The sequence below is a fragment of the Caldicellulosiruptor obsidiansis OB47 genome, assembly GCF_000145215.1.
GTDB classification, from domain to species: Bacteria; Bacillota; Thermoanaerobacteria; order Caldicellulosiruptorales; family Caldicellulosiruptoraceae; genus Caldicellulosiruptor; species Caldicellulosiruptor obsidiansis.
Window position 1 is genome coordinate 646,399 of sequence record NC_014392.1, and the last position, 23,982, is coordinate 670,380.

Annotated in this window: 13 protein-coding genes; 12 read left to right on the top strand and 1 reads right to left on the bottom strand. The window is 35.5% G+C overall.

Annotated elements, in window-relative coordinates:
- The first annotated feature begins 26 nt into the window (after positions 1-26).
- Positions 27-1,343: a xylose isomerase gene (xylA, locus tag COB47_RS02730; RefSeq protein ID WP_013289876.1), complete on the top strand. Its 1,317-nt coding sequence runs from the start codon at positions 27-29 to the stop codon at positions 1,341-1,343.
- Positions 1,344-1,387: 44 nt separating this feature from the next.
- Here xylA and COB47_RS02735 read toward each other — a convergent pair whose 3' ends face one another.
- The gene (locus tag COB47_RS02735; RefSeq protein ID WP_013289877.1) at positions 1,388-2,095 is read right to left on the bottom strand and encodes a hypothetical protein; all 708 of its coding nucleotides are present in this window, start codon (positions 2,093-2,095) and stop codon (positions 1,388-1,390) included.
- A 146-nt stretch (positions 2,096-2,241) separates the two neighbouring features.
- On the opposite strand from COB47_RS02735, the gene COB47_RS02740 reads away from it, so the two are divergent.
- From COB47_RS02740 to COB47_RS02790, 11 genes are all read left to right on the top strand, one after another.
- Positions 2,242-2,418: a helix-turn-helix domain-containing protein gene (locus COB47_RS02740; RefSeq protein WP_013289878.1), complete on the top strand. Its 177-nt coding sequence runs from the start codon at positions 2,242-2,244 to the stop codon at positions 2,416-2,418.
- Positions 2,419-2,595: 177 nt separating this feature from the next.
- Positions 2,596-4,158 carry a response regulator gene (locus COB47_RS02745; RefSeq protein WP_013289879.1) on the top strand — a complete coding sequence of 521 codons (1,563 nt, stop codon included), beginning with the start codon at positions 2,596-2,598 and terminating at the stop codon, positions 4,156-4,158.
- Complete coding sequence (locus COB47_RS02750) at positions 4,155-5,939, top strand: cache domain-containing sensor histidine kinase (RefSeq protein WP_013289880.1); 1,785 nt, start codon at positions 4,155-4,157, stop codon at positions 5,937-5,939. Before COB47_RS02745 ends, COB47_RS02750 begins: the two co-directional genes overlap by 4 nt.
- 183 nt (positions 5,940-6,122) lie before the next feature.
- Positions 6,123-7,079: an ABC transporter permease gene (locus tag COB47_RS02755; protein WP_013289881.1), complete on the top strand. Its 957-nt coding sequence runs from the start codon at positions 6,123-6,125 to the stop codon at positions 7,077-7,079.
- Positions 7,080-7,105: 26 nt separating this feature from the next.
- The gene (locus tag COB47_RS02760; RefSeq protein WP_013289882.1) at positions 7,106-7,984 is read left to right on the top strand and encodes a carbohydrate ABC transporter permease; all 879 of its coding nucleotides are present in this window, start codon (positions 7,106-7,108) and stop codon (positions 7,982-7,984) included.
- Positions 7,985-8,058: 74 nt separating this feature from the next.
- Positions 8,059-9,639, top strand: coding sequence for a DUF3502 domain-containing protein (locus tag COB47_RS02765; protein WP_013289883.1), 1,581 nt, complete (start codon positions 8,059-8,061; stop codon positions 9,637-9,639).
- Between the two features lie 210 nt (positions 9,640-9,849).
- A complete protein-coding gene (locus COB47_RS02770; RefSeq protein ID WP_013289884.1) occupies positions 9,850-13,104 on the top strand; it encodes a glycosyl hydrolase 53 family protein in 3,255 nt (1,084 codons plus the stop codon).
- 92 nt (positions 13,105-13,196) lie between these two features.
- Positions 13,197-14,840 (top strand): S-layer homology domain-containing protein, encoded by a 1,644-nt coding sequence (locus COB47_RS02775; protein ID WP_013289885.1) that lies wholly within the window; start codon positions 13,197-13,199, stop codon positions 14,838-14,840.
- A 254-nt stretch (positions 14,841-15,094) separates the two neighbouring features.
- Positions 15,095-18,505, top strand: a complete 3,411-nt coding sequence (gene pulA, locus COB47_RS02780; protein WP_013289886.1) for a type I pullulanase — start codon at positions 15,095-15,097, stop codon at positions 18,503-18,505.
- A gap of 96 nt (positions 18,506-18,601) precedes the next feature.
- Positions 18,602-21,895, top strand: coding sequence for an S-layer homology domain-containing protein (locus COB47_RS02785; RefSeq protein ID WP_013289887.1), 3,294 nt, complete (start codon positions 18,602-18,604; stop codon positions 21,893-21,895).
- A gap of 131 nt (positions 21,896-22,026) precedes the next feature.
- Entirely contained in the window at positions 22,027-23,982 is a 1,956-nt protein-coding gene (locus COB47_RS02790) for a coiled-coil domain-containing protein (protein WP_013289888.1), read from the top strand.

A 23,982-nucleotide genomic window follows, 5' to 3' on the forward strand; every position in this document is an offset into this window, starting at 1 on the left:
ATTATAGAAGGAGAGTGAGTTATAAAATGAAGTACTTCAAAGACATTCCAGAAGTAAAATATGAAGGACCAAAGTCAGACAATCCATTTGCTTTCAAGTACTACAATCCTGACGAAATTATTGACGGCAAGCCTTTGAAAGACCACCTTCGTTTTGCAGTTGCTTACTGGCATACATTCTGTGCAACAGGAAGCGACCCGTTTGGACAACCTACAATTACCCGTCCATGGGACAGGTTCTCAAACCCAATGGACAACGCAAAGGCAAGAGTTGAAGCCGCATTTGAGTTTTTTGAAAAGCTAAATGTTCCATTTTTCTGTTTTCATGACAGAGACATTGCACCTGAAGGAGAAAATTTAAGAGAAACAAACAAGAACTTGGATGAGATAGTTTCTATGATCAAAGAATACTTAAACACAAGCAAAACAAAAGTTTTGTGGGGAACAGCAAACCTATTTTCACATCCGCGATATGTTCATGGTGCTGCAACATCCTGCAATGCCGATGTTTTTGCATATGCAGCAGCGCAGGTGAAAAAGGCGTTAGAGGTAACAAAAGAGCTTGGCGGCGAAAACTATGTGTTCTGGGGCGGAAGAGAAGGTTATGAGACGCTTTTGAACACCGACATGGAGCTTGAGCTTGACAACTTGGCAAGATTTTTGCGCATGGCAGTTGACTATGCAAAAGAGATAGGGTTTGACGGTCAGTTTTTGATTGAACCAAAGCCAAAAGAACCAACTAAGCATCAGTACGATTTTGATGCTGCTCATGTATATGGATTTTTGAAAAAGTATGATCTTGATAAGTACTTCAAGCTCAACATAGAAGTAAACCATGCAACCTTGGCAGGACATGATTTTCACCATGAGTTGAGATTTGCACGAATAAACAACATGCTTGGTTCAATTGATGCTAACATGGGCGATTTGCTTTTGGGTTGGGATACAGATCAGTTCCCAACAGATGTAAGGCTTACCACGCTTGCTATGTATGAGGTTATAAAGATGGGTGGTTTTGACAAAGGTGGGCTCAACTTTGATGCAAAGGTAAGAAGAAGCTCTTTTGAACTTGAAGACCTGGTTATTGGTCACATTGCGGGGATGGATGCTTTTGCAAAAGGATTTAAGATAGCATATAAGCTTGTTAAAGATGGGGTATTTGATAAGTTTATCGAAGAGAGATACAGAAGCTACAAAGAAGGAATTGGAGCTAAGATTGTAAGTGGTCAGGCAGATTTTAAGACGTTAGAAGAGTATGCTCTAAATCTTTCTCAAATAGAAAACAAATCTGGCAAACAAGAGCTTCTTGAGATGATTTTGAACAAATATATGTTCAGTCAATGAGGTTAATATTCTATGAAAGCTGGAAGGAAACCTTCCAGCTTTTTTCATGCAACAATACTTTGAGATTTTTCTGTGAGCAGTAGAAGGAGTTTTAAATTTATATCTTCGCTTTTTTTGTGTTCAGGTGAGAAATACTGCGCAGGTGGTTCACCACAAATATCTGCTCCAACTATTTCAAAAGCTGATGAGAAATGTGAAACTATTTCGATTAAGGTTTTTGGCTTGCAGTGTCCTTGGTCCCAGGTTGTGTTTATTGAAGACTTTGTTAAGATATCTTTGTCAATGCTTATGTAAACCGGTAGGTTAGGTTTTATCTTTTTATAATCAAGTGGTGATAAAATTTTAATTTTGCTGCTGCTCACATTTTTTTTATCTTCTGAGAGGACAAAGATTTCAGCAATTTGATTTAATCCTGCGGCATCTTTTAACCATGAACCGCATGTTATAAATCCCGGATAACTATTTGAATAATCAACATGTTTATCAATAACTATTAAAGAAAAAGTTTTATTTATCTTTTTCAAAAGCATATATGTGAAGTGATGATATTCGCCAGCACCAAGAAAGAACAAGGAATTTTCAACTTTTTTTATCTTTTCTGAGATTGAGTCAAGCACCTTTTTTGAGCACATGTACTTGGTTGAAGACAGACTTTTAAGATCAATGCAAGTGCACATCTCTTTGAGTCTTGGCTGAAAAGAATAATACTCATCAAACATCAAAATATATGAAGAAGATAACAAGCGTTTCATGCTCATCATCTCCTTCTTTCGCAGTTTACATATATAATTATATCACCATATGAAAATGTTGTTATAAAGAAGCAAAACGGTGGTATAAAAGTGTATTGAAAGCAAAAGATACTGTAAGGAATTTATATAGAAAGGAGATGACTTTTATGAGCGCAAAAGATATGGTCTTAGAGGCTTTGAAGAGTTCTCCAGAGCCGATGAAAATTCAGGATATTGTTCAAAAGACAGGGCTTGACAAAAAAGAGGTTGAAAAAGCTATCAAGGAACTAAAAAGTGAAGGGCTGATAGAGTCGCCAAAACGCTGCTTTTACAAAGCAAAATAAGCCCTTAAAAAACTTGTTGCCTGTCCACTTTATAAGGTGCTAAAGAAGATGGACAGGCTTTTTTTATTTTTTTTAGCTACTTAAAGAGTTCACATGGTGTATAATATTCAAGTAGAAGGACTACAAAAAGTTGTGCAAGTTTAACCTTTTTTCTCTGTTGGGAGGAAAGCTAATAAAATGTTTAAGCTTTTGATTGTAGAAGATGAGAAAATAACCCGAGAAAGTCTTGAAACATTGATACCATGGAATGAGCTTGGAATTGGAGAAATTAAGAGTGCTAAAAATGGTCAGGAAGCATTGGAGACTGTAAAAAATTATATTCCCGATATTTTACTGTGCGATGTAAGAATGCCACGGATGGATGGTATTGAATTTTCAAAGAGGTTAAAAAATATTTTTCCAAAATGTAAAATAGTCTTTATAAGTGGCTATGCAGAAAAGGAGTATCTTTTGTCAGCTATACGTTTGAATGCAATTGACTACATCGAAAAGCCTCTCGATATAGAAAAGATTAAGAGCACAATGAAAAAAGTTGTGGAGATTATAGAGTTTGAGAGAAAAGAAGAGGAAGAAAAAGAAAGGCTGAAAGAACATTACAATGAGAGTATATATTACGCTGCTACACAGCTTGTTCAGCAGCTGCTAAAAGACCACACAGATTATAGCGTTTTCCAAAAGTATGCTGCCGAAGATTTTTTAACCTCAACATTAGATGTTATTGTAGGGTTTGTAGACTGGAAGGCTGAAGAGGACCATCTGGATGAAATGGTATCAAAAGAAATATATAACCAAGTTTTGGGTCAAGACCTTACATCAAGAATTGCTGTGTTATTTTCGTTTTTATCACAGAACAGTTTTGTTCTTATTTGCAGCGAAAAAAGTGAGATTGACATAAACAAGGCAGCGAATATACTAAAAGAGGTTTTTTTACAAAAAGGAGAGATTTGCCTGATGGTTGCTACCTCGATAAAGGCAAGTCAAGTAAAAGAGAGCATTGAAAACATGCTCAAGATACTCAAGAAAAATGTATTTTATAATGGTTTTGGCAATTCGTATACATATGAAGGTTTTGTAGACAAAAGAGAACAGGAAATTAGTTTTGACTTTGAAAAATTTGAGGAATATCTAAAAAGGGATGATATAAAGAGGGCCAAGGAGGAGATAGAAAAGCTGTATTTTTGGCTTAAGTCAAATCAAGGCATTGAGATTGAGAAGGTAAAAAATATATTTTTTGAGATGCTCTTGATTGCATACCAAATAGGGAGGCAAAGAAAAATAACACAGTTTTTAGATGAAGCTGGAAGAGCAAAAAAATGGAGCGAAATAGAACAAAAGCTTACTTTAAACCAGCTAAAAGAGGTTATTTATGAGACGCTTGATGGGATATTTGAGTTATTTACAACACGTGGCAATTTAAATCGAAAGGTGTATCAGATAATAAGGTTTATTGAAGAAAACTTCTATGACAAGCATCTGAGTGTTCAAAAGATAGCTAACCATTTTTATTTCAGTCCAAATTATTTGTGCAGTATGTTCAAAAAAGCAACTGGTAAGACAATCAACGATTACATAACTGAGGTCAGAATTGAAAAAGCCAAGCAGCTTCTAAAAGATAATAGCATCAAGCTATATGAGATTGCAGAGAAAGTTGGATTTGGAGACCCGAATTATTTTTCAGCCTTGTTCAAAAAGAAAGTTGGGATGACTCCATCTGAGTTTAGAGAGAGGTATTATGTATGAAAAGAGTTGCAAATATTTTTTCGAATATGAGTATAAAATACAAATTGTTTGCATCATATATGTTTGTGATTTTGATATCATTTGGCATATTTTCTTTTATGAACTACGTTATTGTTGGAAGGGATGTCGAAAAACAGGCTATTTATTCTTCTGGCAAGATTGTGGACCAGACAGCTTCTTTCTTAGAAAACAGGGTGTCATCAGTTAAAAATGTACTGAACATTTTAGCTCTTGATTCAACCGTGCAAGAACTTGTAAACAGGCCGGATGACTACTACTACGAAAATATCGGTAACTGGCTTGTAGACTCTCAGAGATTTACAAAACTTTTTTACAGCACATGCCAGAATTTTGACATACTCAGCATCTCAATTTATATGACACAGGGATTGGCAAGACTTAGCGAAACAGATAGCTATTTTCTCTTTGAGCGGATTGAAAAGCTTCCATGGTATCAGCAGATGGTTTTAAAAGGAGAGCTTTTTGCTTGGGTTACTCCCAAAATGCTAAATGTTGCGCGAAAAGATGTTGTGTCTTTGATAAGACTGATTCCAGACCCTAAGAATATTAGTGAATACAAAGCTGCACTCAGAGCTGATATTTCAATTGCTGAAATTGAAAGAATTCTAAATCAGGCTTTGTTTACAAGTAGAACACTTGCTTTTATTGTCAATTCAAATGGTGAAGTGGTTGCACGTTCTTTAAATAAGACAAACTTATCCCTTGGAGAGATAATAAAAGGGATAGAAAAGAATATATCATCTCAAGAGGCAAATGTTGTTGAGATGGAGGTAGGGGGAGAGAAACTTCTTGTTCGAACAAGGAATATTAGCGATACAGATTGGTATCTTGTACTGGTTACACCTTATAAAGAGATTCATGAGCTTAATATAAAGACTATTAAACAGGTCTTTTTCATGATATTCTTGATTGCACCTTTTACATTGATATTTGCTTTCTGGGCGGCAACATCAAGCACATCAAGAATAAAAAGGCTTACTCATAATATGAAAAAGGTTATTGAAAAAGGTGATTTCAATATAGAATTGGATACCCACTCTCAAGATGAGGTGGGTCAGCTCATATATACCTTCAACTATATGCTAAAGAAGATAAAAGAACTTTTGCATGAGCAGTACCAGCTTGGCAAGGAGAAGAAAAATTTGGAACTCAAAGCTCTTCAGTCACAGATAAATCCTCATTTTCTGTACAACACCCTTGACCTTATAAACTGGATTGCAATTAAGAACAAAAATGAAGATATTTCAAGGCTTGTAACCTCTCTTTCTCAGTTTTATAAATTAAGTCTTAGCAAGGGTGAGGATGTTGTAACAGTGGAAAATGAGATAGAACATGTGAAGGCGTATGTGATGATTCAAAATTACAGGTTTGACAACTGCATTGACCTTAAGATAGATGTTCCACAAAAACTTCTACAAGCGCGGATACCAAAACTGACACTTCAGCCGCTTGTTGAAAATTCTATTCACCACGGAATTTTGGAAAAAGAGGATCAGAAAGGTACTATAATCATAAAAGGTGAAATTATAGATGGCAAGATGGCTGCAATATATGTAATTGATGATGGTGTTGGAATTTGTGAAGAGGTCCTTGAAAAAATAAAAAAGGGAGAAGTTGAGACTACAAGAGGACATGGTTTTGGTATAAAGAATATAAACGAGAGATTGAAAATCTATTTTGGAAATGAAGCTGGACTGTTTTACGAGAGCAAAATCAACGAGAAAACAGTTGCAAAAGTCCTGTTTCCTGTGGAAGAATAGCCACAGCAGCTTTATAATTTTTTCCTTGCAATGCTTAAAAAGATAGGGGAGCTGGTTTTGAAAGGCCAGCTTCTATTTTTTTGCAATTTTTATCATCTTAATTTTACAAAGAAAATATTAATTTTGTCTAATATGAATTTTTAACTGACCTTTTATAATAAGAAATAGAAGAAGCGAGAATAAATGATTTGTTCAATCACTACAAAAGGAGTGGCTGAATTGAAAAAGAATGGTTTTTGGTATGAAATAAAAAAGAACAAGATACTTTATGCCATGTTCTTACCAGTAGCAATTTACTACATTCTGTTTGCCTATATACCAATGGGTGGAATTGTTCTTGCTTTTAAAGAGTTTAACTATCGAGATGGAATACTTTTCAGTCCATGGAACGGCTTCAAAAACTTTGAGTATTTCTTTGCTTCGGGCAGAGCTTGGCTTGTCACAAAAAACACTATTCTTTACAACTTAGCCTTTTTGGCTGCATACACAGTATTTTCGGTCGCATGTTCAATTTTTATAGCCGAGCTTGCAGGTAAGATATTTAAAAAGTTCATCCAGTCTGTTATGTTTTTACCGTATTTTGTATCATGGGTTGTTGTGGCAGCTATGATGTATAACTTTTTCAACTATGATTATGGTCTTATTAACACCTTGATAAAAAACCTTGGTGGTGAGCCAATAGATATCTACTCAAATCCTACTTACTGGTATTTCCTTTTGCCAATGTTATATGTATGGAAATGGGTAGGTTACGGAAGCGTTTTATATCTTGCAGCTATAATGGGATTTGACGAAGAGTGTTATGAGGCAGCAATAATTGATGGCGCAAATATCTTCCAAAGAATCTTTTATATTACAATCCCGATGTTAAAACCGACAATGATAATATTGATTTTGCTTGCACTTGGAAGAATTTTGCGTGGCGAGTTTGATATGTTTTATCAGATAATAGGTAATAACGGTCTTCTTCTTGACTATACAGATATTATCGATACCCTTGTGTTCAGAAGCCTTATGCAGGTTCAGGATATTGGGATGGCGTCAGCAGCAGGTGCTTACCAGTCTGTGCTGTGCTTTGTAATTATAATGCTTGTCAACTGGCTTGTTAGAAGATATGACAAAGACTATGCACTGTTTTAAATATTGACTTAAAAGGGGAGAGAACATTGAGAAAGGGTAAGGATTACATTCTGTTTAATATTATCGGATATATATTTATAACAATAATTGGACTTTTTACCTTCATACCTTTTGTTGTGCTTGTGGTAAGCTCATTTGCTTCAGAAAACTATATTATAAACCACGGTTACACTTTGATTCCAAAAGAATTTTCACTCAGTGCATATAAGCTCATTTTCCAAAACCCTCAAAGAATTTTCAGGGCTTACTTGGTAACCATTGTGGTAACAAGCGTTGGTACGAGTTTGTCGTTATTTCTTTCCACAATGGCTGCGTATGTTATGTACAGAAAAGATGTAAAATATAGGAATGCATTGGCTTTCTTCCTGTACTTCACAACACTTTTTAACGGTGGTCTTGCTCCGTACTATATAATCTTGGCAAACTACTATCATTTGAAAAACAACGTGCTTGTTCTGATACTTGTGCCACTTTTCAATGTGTTTTACATTTTAATCTTGCGCAACTTTATTAGAGGTTCTATTCCAGACTCTTTGATAGAGTCAGCAAAGATTGACGGCGCAGGAGATTTTACAATATTCTTGAAAATTATTTTGCCACTTTCAAAACCAGCTTTAGCATCTATTGGACTTTTCATAGCTCTCAATTACTGGAATGACTGGTGGACTCCAATGATGTTCATCGAAAAACAGACCTTGTATCCTCTGCAATATACCTTGTATTTAATCCTGTCAAGCGTCAATGTTGCTGCTAATATTCTGCAAAATGTTGTACGAATAGATATGCCAAAAGAAACTTTAAAGCTTGCAATGACAGTTGTTGCAACAGGTCCAATAATTTTCTTGTACCCGTTTGTTCAAAGGTATTTTGTCAGAGGCATTACACTTGGTGCTGTAAAAGGTTAAAAATGGTATCAACAGGTGCTTTTTGTAATGCCTGTTGGTATAGATTAAAATGAATCAGGGAGGTTGATTGTGTGATGAAAAAGAACTTCAGGCTTTTAGCGCTCATCTTGACAGTATGTTTTGTATTTTCAACCATTTTAGTTTCAATGTTTGTGGTTGGCTTTGGTGCGCAATCAAAAAGAACTGCACCCGGTTTTGACCCGAGCATTGATGTGTCAAAACCTGTCAAGATTGTTGGTTATCTTTTGGGTGATGCACCGGCTGAATTTCCAAACGTTATGAAAGAGCTTAACAAAAAGCTTCAAAAAGACATCAACGCAACAATGGAGATTAACTACATTGGATGGGGAGATTTGAACTACAAATATCCACTTATTCTGGCATCAGGAGAGAATGTTGATTGGATGTATGCAGCAAACTGGTGCTTCTACTTCCAGGAAGCTGCAAAAGGTGGATTTAAGGAACTTACAATGGATATGATCAAAAAATACATGCCAAGACACTACAAAGCAACACCTTCTGTTGCATGGCAGGAAGCAAAGGTAAAAGGGAAAATCTACATGATTCCGACTGCAACACCTGACAGAAAAGCTGATGTTGTAATTATAAGAGGGGATTTGAGAGAAAAGTATAAGGTTCCCCCAATCAAAAAATACAATGATATTGAACCGTTCCTTGCAGCAATAAAGAAAAATGAGAAAAGCATGATGCCAATGAATTTGGACAACCAGTACGACTTGAACTCAGTTATGTGGAGACTTTTGGTTGAAAAAACAGATTACTTAGAAGATGTTGCAAGAGTATCAACAGGCGGTACAGGACTTTTCACAACTATATATGACACCAAACCCAAAGTTTACTATATAATGGACAAAGAAATACTTCCTGCTTTCAAAGATGCAGCGAAAAAGGTAAAGTCATGGTATGACAAAGGATACATCAACAGAAACGCTTATGCTAACAAAGTAAGAAGTAAAGACGCATTCGATCAAGGCAAGTCTGCAGTTGCATTTGGAAATAGCCAAGATATACAATCTAACCTTGCAAATGCAAAAACGAAGGGCTGGAAAGTTGAAATTATTCCAATCTTTGATAAGAGAGGACACAGGCCAGCAGACCCATATATAAACAATGGTGTTGCTCTTGTTGCGAAGACAAAGAATGCAGAAAGAACACTTATGGCACTTGACTTGATTATGGAAGAAAAGTCTTACAACTATCTTGTTTACTTTGGAATTCAGGGCAAGAACTATATAATCAAGGATAACAAGATTGATTTGCCAAAAGGTGTTACAGCAGATAACAACACATATCCACCAGATGCTGCAGGGTTCTGGTTCACGAATAAAGACCAGTTCTTACCACTTGCAAGCTGGGATGACAATTACATTGCTCTTAGGAACACAATCAAGAAAGCACTTGTGAGCTCACTACTTTCTTCATTCTCACTTGACCAAACAAAGGTAAAAACAGAGATTGCAAACCTCAACAGTGTTATGACACAGTATTACAATCCAATATGTTTGGGAATGGTAAAGAACGTGGATGAAGCTTTTGCAACACTTGACAAGAAGCTCAAAGCAGCAGGTGTTGAGAAGGTTAAAGCTGAAGCACTCAGACAGCTTGAACAGTACTTCAGAGAGAGAAATCAGTAGGTTTATAGAATAATTTTTTGAAAAAGAAAGAGGCTACCAGTGCTCGGGAAAGTGTGGTGTTTTGCTGGTAGCCTCTGAACTAATTTAGTTAGAAAATAGAGCATAAAGGAGTTTTATAAATTAAATTATAGAGTAGCTTATTGTGAAATGCAAATTTTTGAGGCAAGTTCTTGCCTGCTTTTAAACAACAATAAAGGGGTGGAACAAAAAATGAAAAGAGTGTTTGCCATTTTTATATTGCTCATTTTTGTCATTTCTTTTGCTTTTCCTTTGTTGTCAACCAAGGTCTTTGCACAGAATTCAGCTCAGGTAAAGAAGCAAATTGGGATAAAAGTTGACCCAATTGGTCCTAATATAGCTGTAGGCAAAAATATTTTTTCTGACAGTGAAGCTACAACAAATCCGGCAACCCTTGCAAATGACGGTGATGAGACTACTTTTTGGAGTGCACAGGATGCAGGCATTCATTGGCTGAAGATTGATTTGGGAGATGTTTATGCAAATCTCTTTGCAACCGAAATAGTTTTTAATGGTAATGGGAGCTATCAGTATAAAATTGAATATTCAATAGATGACAATAGGTGGACAGTATTAGTAGACAAATCAAATAATATTGACACTTCACAAACGCAGTATGACAAGTTCATACCACCTGCCTCAGGGATAAGATATATCCGTGTCACAATCACCTCAACACCAAACAATCAGCCAGCTTCAATAAAGGAGTTCAAGGTATACAAAATGGTTGATGATACTTTCATAAAGGGCGCAGATGTATCAATGCTAAAACAAATAGAAGATTGTGGCGGTAAGTTCTATTTGAACGGAGTCCAGATGGATGCACTTGAGATTTTGAAATATTTTGGAGTTAACTGGATAAGGCTTAGAATATGGAACCACCCATATTATACCGAAGATAAAAGTCAGCCGATGGGTGGAGGAAACTGTGATGCTGAAAACATGCTGGTGATTGCAAAAAGAGCAAAAGGTTTAGGAATGAAACTTTTGCTTGATTTTCATTACAGTGACTTTTGGGCAGATCCAGGAAAACAAGACAAGCCAAGAGCATGGGCAAATCTTTCATTTGACCAGCTAAAACAGGCAGTTTACCAGTATACTTATGACGTCATAAAAATGTACAAAGATCAAGGTGCACTTCCTGACATGGTTCAGGTTGGAAATGAGGTTAATGGCGGTATGCTCTGGCCGGACGGGAAAACATGGGGCGAAGATGCTGGAGGATATGACAATTTTGCAGAGCTTCTAAAGGCAGGGATTAGAGGTGTAAGGGATGCAGCTGGTCCTGATAATCAGGTGAAGATTATGATTCACCTTGCTAACGGAGGGGACAATGAACTATACAGAAGAGTATTTGACAATTTGACGCAGCGTGGTGTTGAGTTTGATGTAATTGGACTTTCATATTACCCATACTGGCATGGAAAACTTAGTGATTTAATCTACAATATGAATGATATTAGCAAAAGATATAACAAAGAGGTAGTTATTGCAGAAACAGCGTATGCATACACTTTAGAAAATGGAGATGGACTGAATAATATCTTTGGCACAAGGGAAGCTGCAACAGCTGGGTATGAGCCATCAGTCCAAAATCAAGCACTGGTTATTAGAAACATTGCAAATGCTGTAGCACAAGTTCCAGGTGGCAAAGGACTTGGCATATTCTATTGGGAGCCAGATTGGATACCTGTTGAAGGTGCTGGCTGGAAGACAGGCGAAGGAAATGGATGGGATAACCAAGCTATGTTTGATTTTAATGGAAATGCTTTGGATTCTCTGTATGTGTTCAAGATGCTCAATAACATCATGATTGTAGATTATAAACCAGTTGTTGTTGGAACAGCTCCAGGTGAAATGCCAAAACTTCCTGTTAAAATCACAGCTGTTTTGAGCAATGGTCTTACAAAAGAGGTTGATGTCACATGGGACAGTATTGACCCGTCAGAATATGCCCAAACTGGTAGCTTTGAAGTTTGTGGGCATGTTGAAGGTAGCGAGGTTACACCTGTTGCAAAAGTAAAAGTAGCAAATCTTATACAAAATTCTGGCTTTGAAGATGATTTGAATGGATGGAATGTAGAGGGGCAGACTGGAGCAGCAAATGCAAATAGTAGTGCACCTGTCCGTTCTGGAAACAAGAAATTAAATATTTGGTATGGATCGCCATACAATCTTGTAATATCTCAAACAATTACAGGCTTAGGGCAAGGCAAGTATACATTTAAAGCATGGTTTGTTAACACTGGTAGTGCTCAAAAACGTGATATTGTAATAAAAGATTATGGTGGGCAGGAAATAAAAATACAAATTCCACAATCAGCTGCATGGGATGCTTGGACACCTGCTGAAATAAATGATATTAATGTGACAACAGGAAAGTGCACAATTTCATTTGAAATTGCTGCTGATTCAGGTTTTTGGTGTGCAATAGACGATGTTCTATTCTATCGCCAGGACCCAGATATCGAAAAGAATATAGTGAGTGTTCAAAGATTAGATATTACAACAGAGGTAGGGCAAAAGCCTCAGCTTCCGCCAACTGTCATGGTGGTTTATGATGATGATACATCCTCTGAGGCAAATGTTACATGGGAAGCTATTGATGAGAGTAAATACTCAGCGATTGGTGAATTTACTGTTACAGGTGTTGTAGAAGGCACAACTCTAAAAGCATATGCCAAAGTAAAGGTTATCAATAGCAAAAATCTTGTAAAAAATTATAGTTTTGAAGAGGGACTAAAGTATTGGATAAGCGAAGGAAATACTAATGCTGTCAAAACTGAAAGTGGAGGGCATTCTGGAGGAACGCAGCTTACTCACTGGAGTGACAAACCTTACAAGGCGGTCACATATCAAACAATCGAAAATATACCAAATGGTATATACATCTTCAGAGCCTTTGCAAATGGAGGCGGCGGCCAGAATGCTAACTACCTGTTTGTAAAAGACTATGGTGGAGAAGAACTGAGAATAAATATGCCGACCAAATGGGTCGCAGAGTGGCACAAAATGGTGATTGCAAACATTAAAGTTACCACTGGACGTGTTACAATAGGGCTTTATTCAGATTCAGAGAATGCAGGAGGTACATGGTGCAACCTTGATGATGTTGAATTTTTCAAAGTTGCTGACAGGGAATTTGAAATTTCAAATGCAAGTCTGCAAAAAGATAAAGGACTTATTGCAAGTGTTACGGTAAAACAATCAGAAGGTATTCAGCATGATGGCAAAGAAGTTGTAGTGTTTGAACTATTAAAAGGGACAACTCCTATTTCAATTGTTGCTGTTGAAAAGGATATAGTAGGAGTTGAAGACTTTAAGGCTTACTTTAATGTAAATGATTATCTGAGCACTGACTACAGGGTAAAAGTATTTGTATTTGACAAATTTGACACAAGCCTTACTACTCCAAATAGTCTTGCTGAGCCTATTGAGCTTCGATGAGGTTATTAACCGCCCGGCAACTGTTTTTTGTGGTTGCCGGGCAGATTTTAAAGGTTTTATAAGGCTATAAACCCAAAAGGAGGATTTTAATAATGAAAAAAGGAACAAGGATAGCTTCAGGTATTTTGCTTGTTTTTGTGTTTTTATTCTCCTTATTATCTGTAGGATTTTCTGCCCAGGAAGTTATTTTAAATTCCATACCTGATAAAAGTCCAGGTGAAGATGTTGTAATTTCTGGGCAAACAGTGTTTGATGAGATTGTTGTCAAAGTATTGAGACCAAATTCTACCATGCTTTATATAAATACAGTGAAGGGGAAAAATTTCAGTGACAAATTTACTTTACCAGCAGACTCGCCAGAGGGTACTTATACGGTTGTGGCTGGTAAAGGTTCTGTTGTGGATATAAAAACTTTCAATGTAGTAAAAAAACAATCATCTTTACCCTCTTCCTCCTCTGAGGTTTTAATACCTAATATCAAAGAAGCTGAAAAGCAGGTAGGTGCGCAATCATCTCAAAAGGAAGATATTAAACAAACTGATAAGACTGCTTTGCCTGAAATTACAATTGATAATAGTGGGATAATTAGACCCAAAATATCTCAGCTATCAGAGGAAAGGTTAGATGTTAAATTAGATGAGTCTTCAGTAACAAAAGCACTGCAGATGCAAGTGTCAAAGAAAAAAATTTTAACGTTAGATTTGAAAATAAGTAAACCTTTAGTGCAGTACAATATTGCGCTTCCATCGAGAGTATTTACAGCTTCTTTTGATATACAGGAAGTTTTAGTTAATACAGATGAATTAAGCTTGAAACTTCCAGCTGACTTATTAAAGGAAAAGAACATAGACAATAACAAGCAAATTGAGATATTGATAAAAAAAGTGGAAAATTCTAATATACCTTCAGAGATTCGCACGGCAGTTGGAAAAAGACCAATATATGAAATTGGGTTTTATCAAGATTTGAAAAAGTTGAATGTTGAAAGACCTACAAATTCTATAAAAATATCTATTGCTTATACTCCTGGAGTAGAAGAGCTGAGCGGTATTGAAAACTTGGTAATGCTGCATATAAATGATGATGGGAAAGCAGAGGTTGTATCAAATAGCAAATATGTTGCTAATTCTAAACGTATGGTTGCGAATGTAAACAGTTTTAGCAAGTTTGCAGTGGGATATATTAGCAAAAAATTTGACGATTTGAAGAATTATTCGTGGGCTGAAAAAGCTGTGTCTTCCCTGGCCACGAGAAATATAATAAGTGGTGCTGACCAAAATAGTTTTAGGCCTCAAGAATATATAAAGCGTGGAGAGTTTGTCAAGTGGCTGGTAAATGCTCTTGGTCTTGATGCTCAGTATTCTTCAAACTTTGAAGATGTTAAAAAAGATAGTATCTACTGGCGTGAAGTTGCAATTGCAAAAGCACTTGGCATTGCAAAGGGTTATGCGAATAAGTTTAAACCAGAAGATTATATAACAAGGGAAGATATGATGGTTCTTGTAGTAAGAGCGTTGGAGGTTGCAAACAAACCAATGGTAAAAACAAAAAGTAGCCTTGCAACTAAATTTTATGATTCATCTGATATATCTTCGTATGCTCAAGATAGTATTTCTGTTTTGGTTGCAAATGATTTAATAAAAGGAAATAGCAAAAATCAAATACTGCCTCGAAAGTTTGCAACTCGTGCGGAAGCAGCTCAGCTTTTGTTCAGGATATTTTTCAAATGGGAATAAAAAAATAAACTTTACAACTTTTCTATACGGCAGTCTTCACAGTGTGTGGAGGCTGCTATTTTTATTTACTTTTCATAAATTCAAGTCTTTAATTTATTCAAATTGCAGCATATTGACAATTTTAATAAAAAGATATATAATCATTACAAAGTTTAAGCAAACCTTTGCATTCACAAAAGACATTTTGGAGTTTCGGGTTTATTATTTGTTGCGTTGTTTCAAAAACTGATTAAATTAGCTAGGAGGTAAGAAAGATGGTGAAAAAATTCGAGAGCAAACGTTTTATAAGTCTTTTGATGGTGGCCCTATTTATTGCTACTCTTATTTTCCCAATTTCTATTCTAGGGGCAGGTGAAAAAACAACTCTCATCATTCACTACTACAGGTACAATGAAGACTATCAAGGTTGGAATTTGTGGATATGGCCTGTTGAGCCAGTTGGTGCAGAAGGCAAAGCTTATGAGTTTACTTCCAAGGATGACTTTGGAGTAAAAGCAGTAGTTGAACTTCCTGGGAAGGTAACAAAAGTAGGTATTATAGTTAGAAAAGGTAACTGGGAAGCAAAAGATGTTGCCGTTGACAGGTTCATCTCAGGAATCAGCGGTTCAAAAGAGGTTTGGCTGATAGAAGGTGAAGAGCAAATCTATACATCTCAGCCTCAGAAAACTCCGAAAATGACAGCATTTGTTGATGGCCTTAATACAATTGTTGTAAAGCTTGCAAAGAAAGCAGACATTCTTTCGAATAATAAAACTCAAGGTTTTAAAGTGACAGCTTTTTATGATGAAGTTCCTATCAAAAATGTTGAACCAGTTTTGCCGAAGATAAACAAAAATTTTAAGCCAGAAGAGGCAGGGTATGAGTTAATTGATGGCGGCACAAAAGTGAGATTTATATTAAAACCTGGTGCAGGTGATTTTAAATTTACAGACACATCTGGCAAGCTTGAGGTATATGTCTCTGGAACTATGAACGACTGGGGCGGAACGGCTTCTTCTGAAGGAAAGTACAAACCACTTCCTGCATGGAAAATGACATGGAATGCACAGAAAGGTTACTATGAACTTGTAAAAGAGCTTGGCAAAGATGGTGTTGTAATTGGTGCTAAGTTCAAGTTCACCTCATGGGATGGAACATCTGCAAAGTGGTATCCAGATGGAATGGGAAATGACAAGGTTATTGAAGAGCTTTACACAGGTAATGAGAAGATCACAAAGGTTGATACGTTTAGAATCACAACTGTGGATGAATTAGAACCCCAGGTTCCTTATCTAATTTCAAAAGAAGGTTTTAAGCCAACGATTGCGCAGCCAAGAAATATATTAGATAATCCAAAGTATTATTATAAAGGCAATGACTTAGGATGCACATATACAAAAGCTTATTCAGCGTTCAGACTTTGGGCTCCAACAGCAATTGGAGTTGTAATGAGACTTTATGATGACTATAAGACTACAAAATACAAAGAGTATGAGATGGAGCAGTCTGTTAATGGAACATGGTATCTTAAGATAAATGGAGATTTGAAAGGTAAATACTATCAGTATGAAGTTTGGCATGCTTCTAACTCTATAACCGACGATACAATCAGAAAATATGTTGTGCCAGACCCGTATTCAAGAGCAACATCTGCAAATTCTGAAAGGACTTTAATCTTTGACCCCAAAGATACAAACCCTGTTGGTTGGGAAAAAGATACTTTTGTGACACTGAAAAACCAAGAAGATGCTATAATTTATGAAACACATGTGAGAGATTTTACAATAGATGATTCGAGCGGAATAAGACCGGAGTACAGGGGGAAATATTTAGGTTTTACTCAAACAGGAACAAAAGGACCAAATAGTGTAAAAACAGGTATTGATCATTTGAAAGAACTTGGTATAACTCATGTTCATTTACTCCCAACATATGATTTTGGTTCAGTGGACGAAACAAATCCAAATAAAACTTATAACTGGGGATATGATCCAGTTTTATATCAAAACGTTGAAGGTTCATATGCAACTAATCCAAATACAATTGCGAGGATTAAAGAGTACAAACAGATGGTTATGGCTCTGCACAAAGCAGGAATAGGTGTTATTCAAGATGTTGTATTTAACCACACATTCCAGATAGGAGATGCTAAGTTTTCAATATTTGACAAGGTAGTCCCTGGGTACTTTTACAGGAAAGACAAAGATGGTAACTACTCAAATGCCTCTGGTTGTGGCAACGAAATTGCAACAGAAAAGCCGATGGTGAGAAAGTTCATAATTGATACATTGACATACCTTACAAAAGAATATCACATAGATGGTTTTAGATTTGACCTGATGGCAGCAATAGATAGAGTTACAATGGCAAAGGTACAAGAAGAAGTGAGGAAGATAAATCCGTCGGCAGTTATCTATGGTGAGGGATGGCTTGCAGGTGCAACACCGCTTGATAGCTCACTTAGAATGGAGATAGGCTCATTTAATCAAGCTGGACTTCATATAGGGTTCTTTAATGACAGAATTAGAGAGGCAATCAGAGGCAATCTTGACAATGAATCTAAAGGATTTATGCAAGGTAACTATTCATATAGGTTAGATGATCTCAAGAGAGGAATTCAGGGTGGACTGGGTGATTTTGCTACAGACCCGGATGAATGCATAAACTATGTTTCGGCACATGACAACTTAACTCTTTGGGATAAACTTCAAAAGAGTGTGCCAAATGAACCAGATTATATCAAGGATAAAATGGGCAGACTGGCAAATGCAATTGTTTTGACAGCACAGGGTGTTCCATTCTTACATGGAGGAGTTGAGTTCAACAGGACAAAGTTTATGAACAGCAACTCATACAATGCAGGTGACAGGATAAACAAGTATGACTGGAACTTGAAAGTAAAGTGGTACAATACTTTCAAGTACTATCAAGGTTTAATTGCACTAAGAAAAGCTCATCCAGCCTTCAGAATGACAACTGCAGAAGACATACAGAAATATCTTACATTTATCCCAACACCGAAAGGAACATTAGGATTTAGACTCACATATCCAAAAGATACATGGAATGATATAATTGTTGTTTATAACTCAACAAAGAAGGTACAAGAGATAACATTACCAGTAGGGAACTGGGTAGTTGTTGCAAATGGAGATGAAGTTGGCACAACACCAATTAAGAAGCTTACAAACTATGTTGCTGGCAAAGCATTGGTTGCACCAATTTCCATGTTTGTTGCATACAAGAGCGATGAATTCCCACAGGGTTTTGTGAAGGTTGTTAGTAAAGACCCAGTTTCACTTGAAACAGCAACAACCATTTTAACACCAAAAGTCTATGGAACAGGTAATGTGGCTGTTACATTTAACGTAAAAGTTCCAGCTGGCACAGATGATGATGTTATATACTTGGCGGGTTCGTTCGGGAAAGCTGGGCTTTCTGACTGGAATCCAGGCGACAAAGATGGTGCAATTGAACTTGTGAAAACACAAGATGGAACATACACTGTTACTCTAAGACTCAATAGTGGTGATACTTTTGAGTACAAGTACACAAGAGGTAGCTGGTCAACGGTTGAAAAAGGTGCAAACAAAGAAGAGATAGAAAACAGGAAATTTACAGTAAAAGATGATGGTAGTGGAAAGATGACTATAAATGATATTGTTCTAAATTGGGCTGATAAATAAAAATTCATGCTTTTTCCACCTTGCACTATTAATCAGAACAAAATTTGTGCAAGGTGGGAATTACATAAATCTAAATAAAATGGAGGTGGAGAAAATATGAAAAAGAATTTAGAAAGGTTTCTTGCTTTGTTGGTAAGTTTTGCATTTGTCTTTTCATTAGTTTTAAACATTCTACCTCAACAGGCAAGAGCAGCAGATACCATAAAGATTGTAGGTAACTGGCCAGATGCAGGTAATTGGAATTTTGATGCATCCACAATTGTTCTGAATGAGACATCAACTCCGGGACTTTATTATGGAGAATATACATTCCTAAATGCAGGAAATTATGAATTTAAGGTTGCAGAGAACGGTGTAAATTGGTTTGCAACAGCAACGACTGTAGGATACAGTGGTGAAAATATAAAATATACAGCTCAAGTTAACGATGTGATAAAATTTTGGTATTTTAAAAATTCTCATCTACTTTTGTTAAGTCCAGATTTTCCAAATGGACCTTCTGACATAGGTGTAACTCATAGTCTAAAAATGTTTGGAGTTAATGATGATTGGAATGATGCCAATGATAACTACATTTTGCAATCGGTAAACGGTGCAACTTATACCTATGTTTTTGATGCAACAAATCAAGATTTGTCATTACCATGGGGTTTCAAAGTTGCTTTTAACAAAATGAATGGAAATTGGTGGAAATGGTCAGCTACAGGTGACAATGGCAAGATTACATTTAGAGACAATGGTGGCGATAATATTAATATAAGTGAACTAAAAGACAACGGTAACCTTTTAAAAACTAAGTACTATGTTGACCTAATAAACGGTTGGCTCTTTACAGAGAAAGACTTGACAAATATTCAACCACGTGACTTTGCAAATAACAGCTCTGTAATAGGTGGAAGTTCCATTCATCTTGCATGGGATCCATATACACCAAATGCAAATCCACTTTCAGCCAAGCTTTACTATAAAATAGTTGATGTGAGCAACAACAGTGAATTGGTTAGCCTCACTGATTACAGCACAAGCAACAGGATAGATATCCCAAGAGAGTGGATAGGGAAGACAATTAAAATTGTTGCAAATACACAAATAGGCGAAATAACAGGACCTAATGTTGAATTTACTTTGAATGTAGTGGATTTACCACAAGATCAAATAGTTGCAGCAGCAAATTATATCACTTATAACTGCATCGATGAAACCTTTTTAAAATTGGCAGAAGGTGATAGTTTCCAGAGTATAACTTCAAATTTCTCAGTTGTTACATCATACGTTTATGAGGTTGCGTATGAAGGAAATAACTATCCTTTGACATTTGCAATTGATTGGGAAAGCAACAATTCGGATATATTAGCAATTAATGGAACTACGGTCACAGTTACAAGGCCCACACTGGGTGATCTTCAGGTTGATTTGAAGGCAAAAGCGAGATTTGGTTCTGTTGTGGCAGATGGGCAAAAAACCTTCACTCTTACGGTAAAGAAATTTTTATTAGGAGTAGACGGTGGTGTACCTGTAACATTCAATGTGACCGTACCTGATTACACTCCGGCTGGAGATAACCTATACATTGCAGGAGATTTCAAAACAAATAAACTACCGTACTGGGACCCGGCAGGAATTAAGCTTATGAAAACTGGGGATAAAACCTATAGTATCACATTATATCTTCCACAAGGAGCTGTGATTGAGTATAAATATACACGAGGAAATTGGTCGAAAGTTGAAAAGAATGCTTACGGCCAAGAAATTCCGAACAGGGTGCTAATTGTCACAGGACCAAGTATGACAAAGAGTGATGTAATTGAAGCATTTGCTGACCTTGGACCGACAAAGCAAGGAGGGCTTCCGTCAATTAATTTAGTTATTAATCTTCCCCAACAGACTGTAATTGATACAGGTGATGGTGGAAAAGTAATAAAAGCGGAAGGCGGTGCTATTTCAGTTGCAAATAGTAAGAATGCTGTTTTGATAGACAGTCGTAGTGTATTAAATGCTATTATAAAAGGTGAAAATTATTCTATAGCCGTGAAAAGTTCTCAACAAGTTTATCCAGTAGTAAATATTGAAAGAGAAGCGGTGGAAACTTTAAAAGAAAAGGGAGTAAAAAGGATAGAGATAAAATATCCTGACACATCAGTTTTTGTTGATATATATAAGTCAGTGACGAGTGACATTCAAGTTCAAGCATTTCAGTCTTCCAAAGAAGAAAATAAAACAGCTGAATCACTGCTCTTAAAAAATGTTGATGATTATACAACTGTAAAAGTCATAGGTATGAAAGAGTTTAAAATAATAAGAGGAGAAGAGCTTGATACTTCGTCAAATACTATCTATGTATTTAAGTTCAATTCTCCTGTGGAAGAAGGAGTTGTACCATGCATAATAAATAATGATAATATAACACCAGTGAAAGATTATTACACAGAAGATAGCTACTTAGTTGTTAAAGCTAAAGGTAGTCAAAAAATCGCTTTTGCAAAGGTAGAGAAAAAATTTGATGATAGTGACTCGCTCAGCCACGAGGTTGCTACACTAGTAAGCCTCGGTCTTGTTACAGGGGACAATACAAACAGGATTAATCTGGACAGACATATTTCTCGAGCTGAGTTAGCAGCACTTATTGGAAAGGCTTTTGACTTGTATCAAAGATACTACAGAAATTACTTTGCAGATGTATCAAAATATGAGTGGTATGCTCCATATGCAGAAGCCCTCAAGGAGAAGGGTATCCTAGATGGATATAACAACAAGTTCAATCCTAAAGGTCTTGTAACAAGAGAACAATTAGCTAAAATTGCTGTAAATATAGCTGAGCAATATATAAGCAAAGAACAACAGCCAAAAACAATTGCAGATTTTGATAAAATTTCTTTATGGGCAAAGGAATATGTCCAAAAAGCATTAGCATATGAAATCATGAGTGTAGATGATCAGGGAAATTTCAGACCACAGGACTATGCTACAAGAGAAGAGGTATTTAATACAATTTATAATCTAATAGTTGTGAAAAACAAAAATCTAAAGGATTATATAACTGCTGATTTAAAACCATATGGTGTTGAGGTAACATTCAAAGTTAAAGTTCCACAAAATACACCGGATGATAACATTCATATTGCTGGAACATTTAGTGCAGTAGGTTATAGTGATTGGAATCCTTCTGATAACAATTTGAAGCTTTCAAAGAATGCAGATGGTACTTATTCAATCACAATGTATATTCCTGAAGGAACAACCATTGAGTACAAATATGTCAGAGGCGAGTGGAGTAAGGTGGAAAAAGGACCAAATGGTGAGGAATTATCAAATAGAAGTGTAACAATCAAAAAAGGAGCAGATAACAAAATGTTCATTGAAGATACTGTTTCTAAGTGGGCAGATAAATAGGGCAATATTTTGTGATTTTGAGGGATAGGATTGAGAGGTACCTCTCAATCCTATCTTGCTATTTAAAAAGTGATTAAACTAATTTCTAAAGACTTCTACACAATATATAAAAGTGAAGGTGTGAATGCCATATGAAGTTTTTCAAAAGTATATCTAAGAGATTAAAAGAGTACATGAAAAACAAATTAAATTTTGCAAAAGTAATAAGTTTCTTGCTTATTGTTTTGTTTGCATGTTTAATAGTATTTTCTACATATTCTGTGGCTAAAAACATAGCTGTTTCAGCGGAATTGAAATCAGCAAAAAACATTGTAGCGTCTGTTAACAAGTATTTGGAGTACAAACTTAACTTAGTTGAAGTTCAGGCTGATTCGTTTGCTAGCAATCCGCAGGTGGTAAAATTAGTAACACAATACGACAGTCTTGATGATTATGAAAAATACGCAATTGATAATGCAATTCAGCAATATCTTAATGCTATTTCAGATACTGCAAAAGTTATTTCATTTATCTTATATATTCCAAAGCATCCTAATATAACTCCCCAATTGAGAGGGCAAAGTCCTTACAATGTGAATTATATAGGGCAAAATAGGAATTTAATAAGTCAATTAAAAGAGGAAGGCTGGGGAAATCTTCCGTCTGATTTAGAAATTAAATTTGGAGCTGATAAAGATACAGTAAATCAATCCATTTGTTATTTTAAGTGGATTGGAGATAAAAACAAAAAAGAGGGAATAGTAATATTTGGAGTTAGCTTTGAATTGCTTAACGAATTGTTGGATGAAGCTTATGGTAGCAGTGCTGATAAATTTTTGCTTGTTTCTAATCAAAAAGTTGTTTATAGCAAGACAAAAATGAGCTTGAATGCGGTAAAGCATATTGGGTTAGATGAATTTATTGTAAAAGATAAGAAGTTAATTTATCGCTATAGAGTGGCAAATTTTCCGTTGGATATATATGTGGTAAAACAAGTTGAATTCAAAGGTTTAACATATATTCCTTTTATAATATTTTTATTTATAGCATTATTGGCATGGAGAATTCTATCTATGATAATGAAAAACATAAAGAAAGAACTAACAGCAATTGAAACATATATGAATACATTGCAACCGACAAACGAAATAAAGTTATTAAATGAGTTTTACAATTCTGCTCAAGAATTGATTGAAACTAAGGAAGAAATTTCAAGGATGAATGTTGACATAACCAAAAAGTTTAGCGTATATTTGGAAAATGCATTAAAAAGTGTTAATATAATGATCGAAGAAATTCATGGTATTGAAGACAATCTGGAAAGTATAAATGGGATATGGTATAAAATGAAAGAATTATTTTTAAGCATCTCAGATAATATAAATAAAATAATGGTAACAGAAGATAAATTTTCTAAACGTTTTATTGAAGATAATCAAAAAATTCAGGAAGAAGCACAGAAATTGAGAGATATTATTAGTGATTATAAACATAAGATAAAGGATATAATAAATAAGAAAAAGGTAGCATTGACTAAGATAGATCAAATTTCCACGCAACTTGAAAAGCTAAAGGAATTAGAGAATTTCAATAGACAGAGTATAAATTCAGTTGAACAATTGGACATAATATCGCTAAATTCTATAATAAAAACAGCGAAAGAAGAATCAAACAGAACATTAAATATGATTAGTCAGCAGTTGATTTATCAAACAAAATTATTAAAGTCGGATTTAGTAAACATTACAAAAATAATTCAAAACATAATAAAAAGTACGCCTTCTATATCAAAATATAACAACATTATGAATAACATGGATTTATACACAAGTTATGACATGCATTTTGATGAAATAAAAAGAGTATTACATGAAATGTCAGAAAATGTTATAGAAGTTAACGATAAGACTAAACAACAGAAAGATGTTTTAAGAAAGATGATAGACAACTATAATATAGCGTTTGATGAGATTACAAACATGAAAGATTATTTTTATGAGCTTACAAGTAGTTTAAGAGCATATAGAACGTCTGTAGATAGTTTGAAAAACCAGTTGCAAGAAATAGTAGAGATAATAACAAAGTTAAAAAAGCATTGGAGTGAATAA

Bases quoted from the DNA above. Each gene is read 5' to 3' on its own strand.
- COB47_RS02785 (WP_013289887.1), top strand. From the start codon at position 18,602: ATGAAAAAGAATTTAGAAAGGTTTCTTGCTTTGTTGGTAAGTTTTGCA.
- COB47_RS02735 (WP_013289877.1), bottom strand. From the start codon at position 2,095: ATGAAACGCTTGTTATCTTCTTCATATATTTTGATGTTTGATGAGTAT.
- COB47_RS02740 (WP_013289878.1), top strand. From the start codon at position 2,242: ATGAGCGCAAAAGATATGGTCTTAGAGGCTTTGAAGAGTTCTCCAGAG.
- COB47_RS02790 (WP_013289888.1), top strand. From the start codon at position 22,027: ATGAAGTTTTTCAAAAGTATATCTAAGAGATTAAAAGAGTACATGAAA.
- COB47_RS02770 (WP_013289884.1), top strand. From the start codon at position 9,850: ATGAAAAGAGTGTTTGCCATTTTTATATTGCTCATTTTTGTCATTTCT.
- xylA (WP_013289876.1), top strand. From the start codon at position 27: ATGAAGTACTTCAAAGACATTCCAGAAGTAAAATATGAAGGACCAAAG.
- COB47_RS02750 (WP_013289880.1), top strand. From the start codon at position 4,155: ATGAAAAGAGTTGCAAATATTTTTTCGAATATGAGTATAAAATACAAA.
- COB47_RS02745 (WP_013289879.1), top strand. From the start codon at position 2,596: ATGTTTAAGCTTTTGATTGTAGAAGATGAGAAAATAACCCGAGAAAGT.
- COB47_RS02755 (WP_013289881.1), top strand. From the start codon at position 6,123: ATGATTTGTTCAATCACTACAAAAGGAGTGGCTGAATTGAAAAAGAAT.
- pulA (WP_013289886.1), top strand. From the start codon at position 15,095: ATGGTGAAAAAATTCGAGAGCAAACGTTTTATAAGTCTTTTGATGGTG.
- COB47_RS02775 (WP_013289885.1), top strand. From the start codon at position 13,197: ATGAAAAAAGGAACAAGGATAGCTTCAGGTATTTTGCTTGTTTTTGTG.
- COB47_RS02765 (WP_013289883.1), top strand. From the start codon at position 8,059: ATGAAAAAGAACTTCAGGCTTTTAGCGCTCATCTTGACAGTATGTTTT.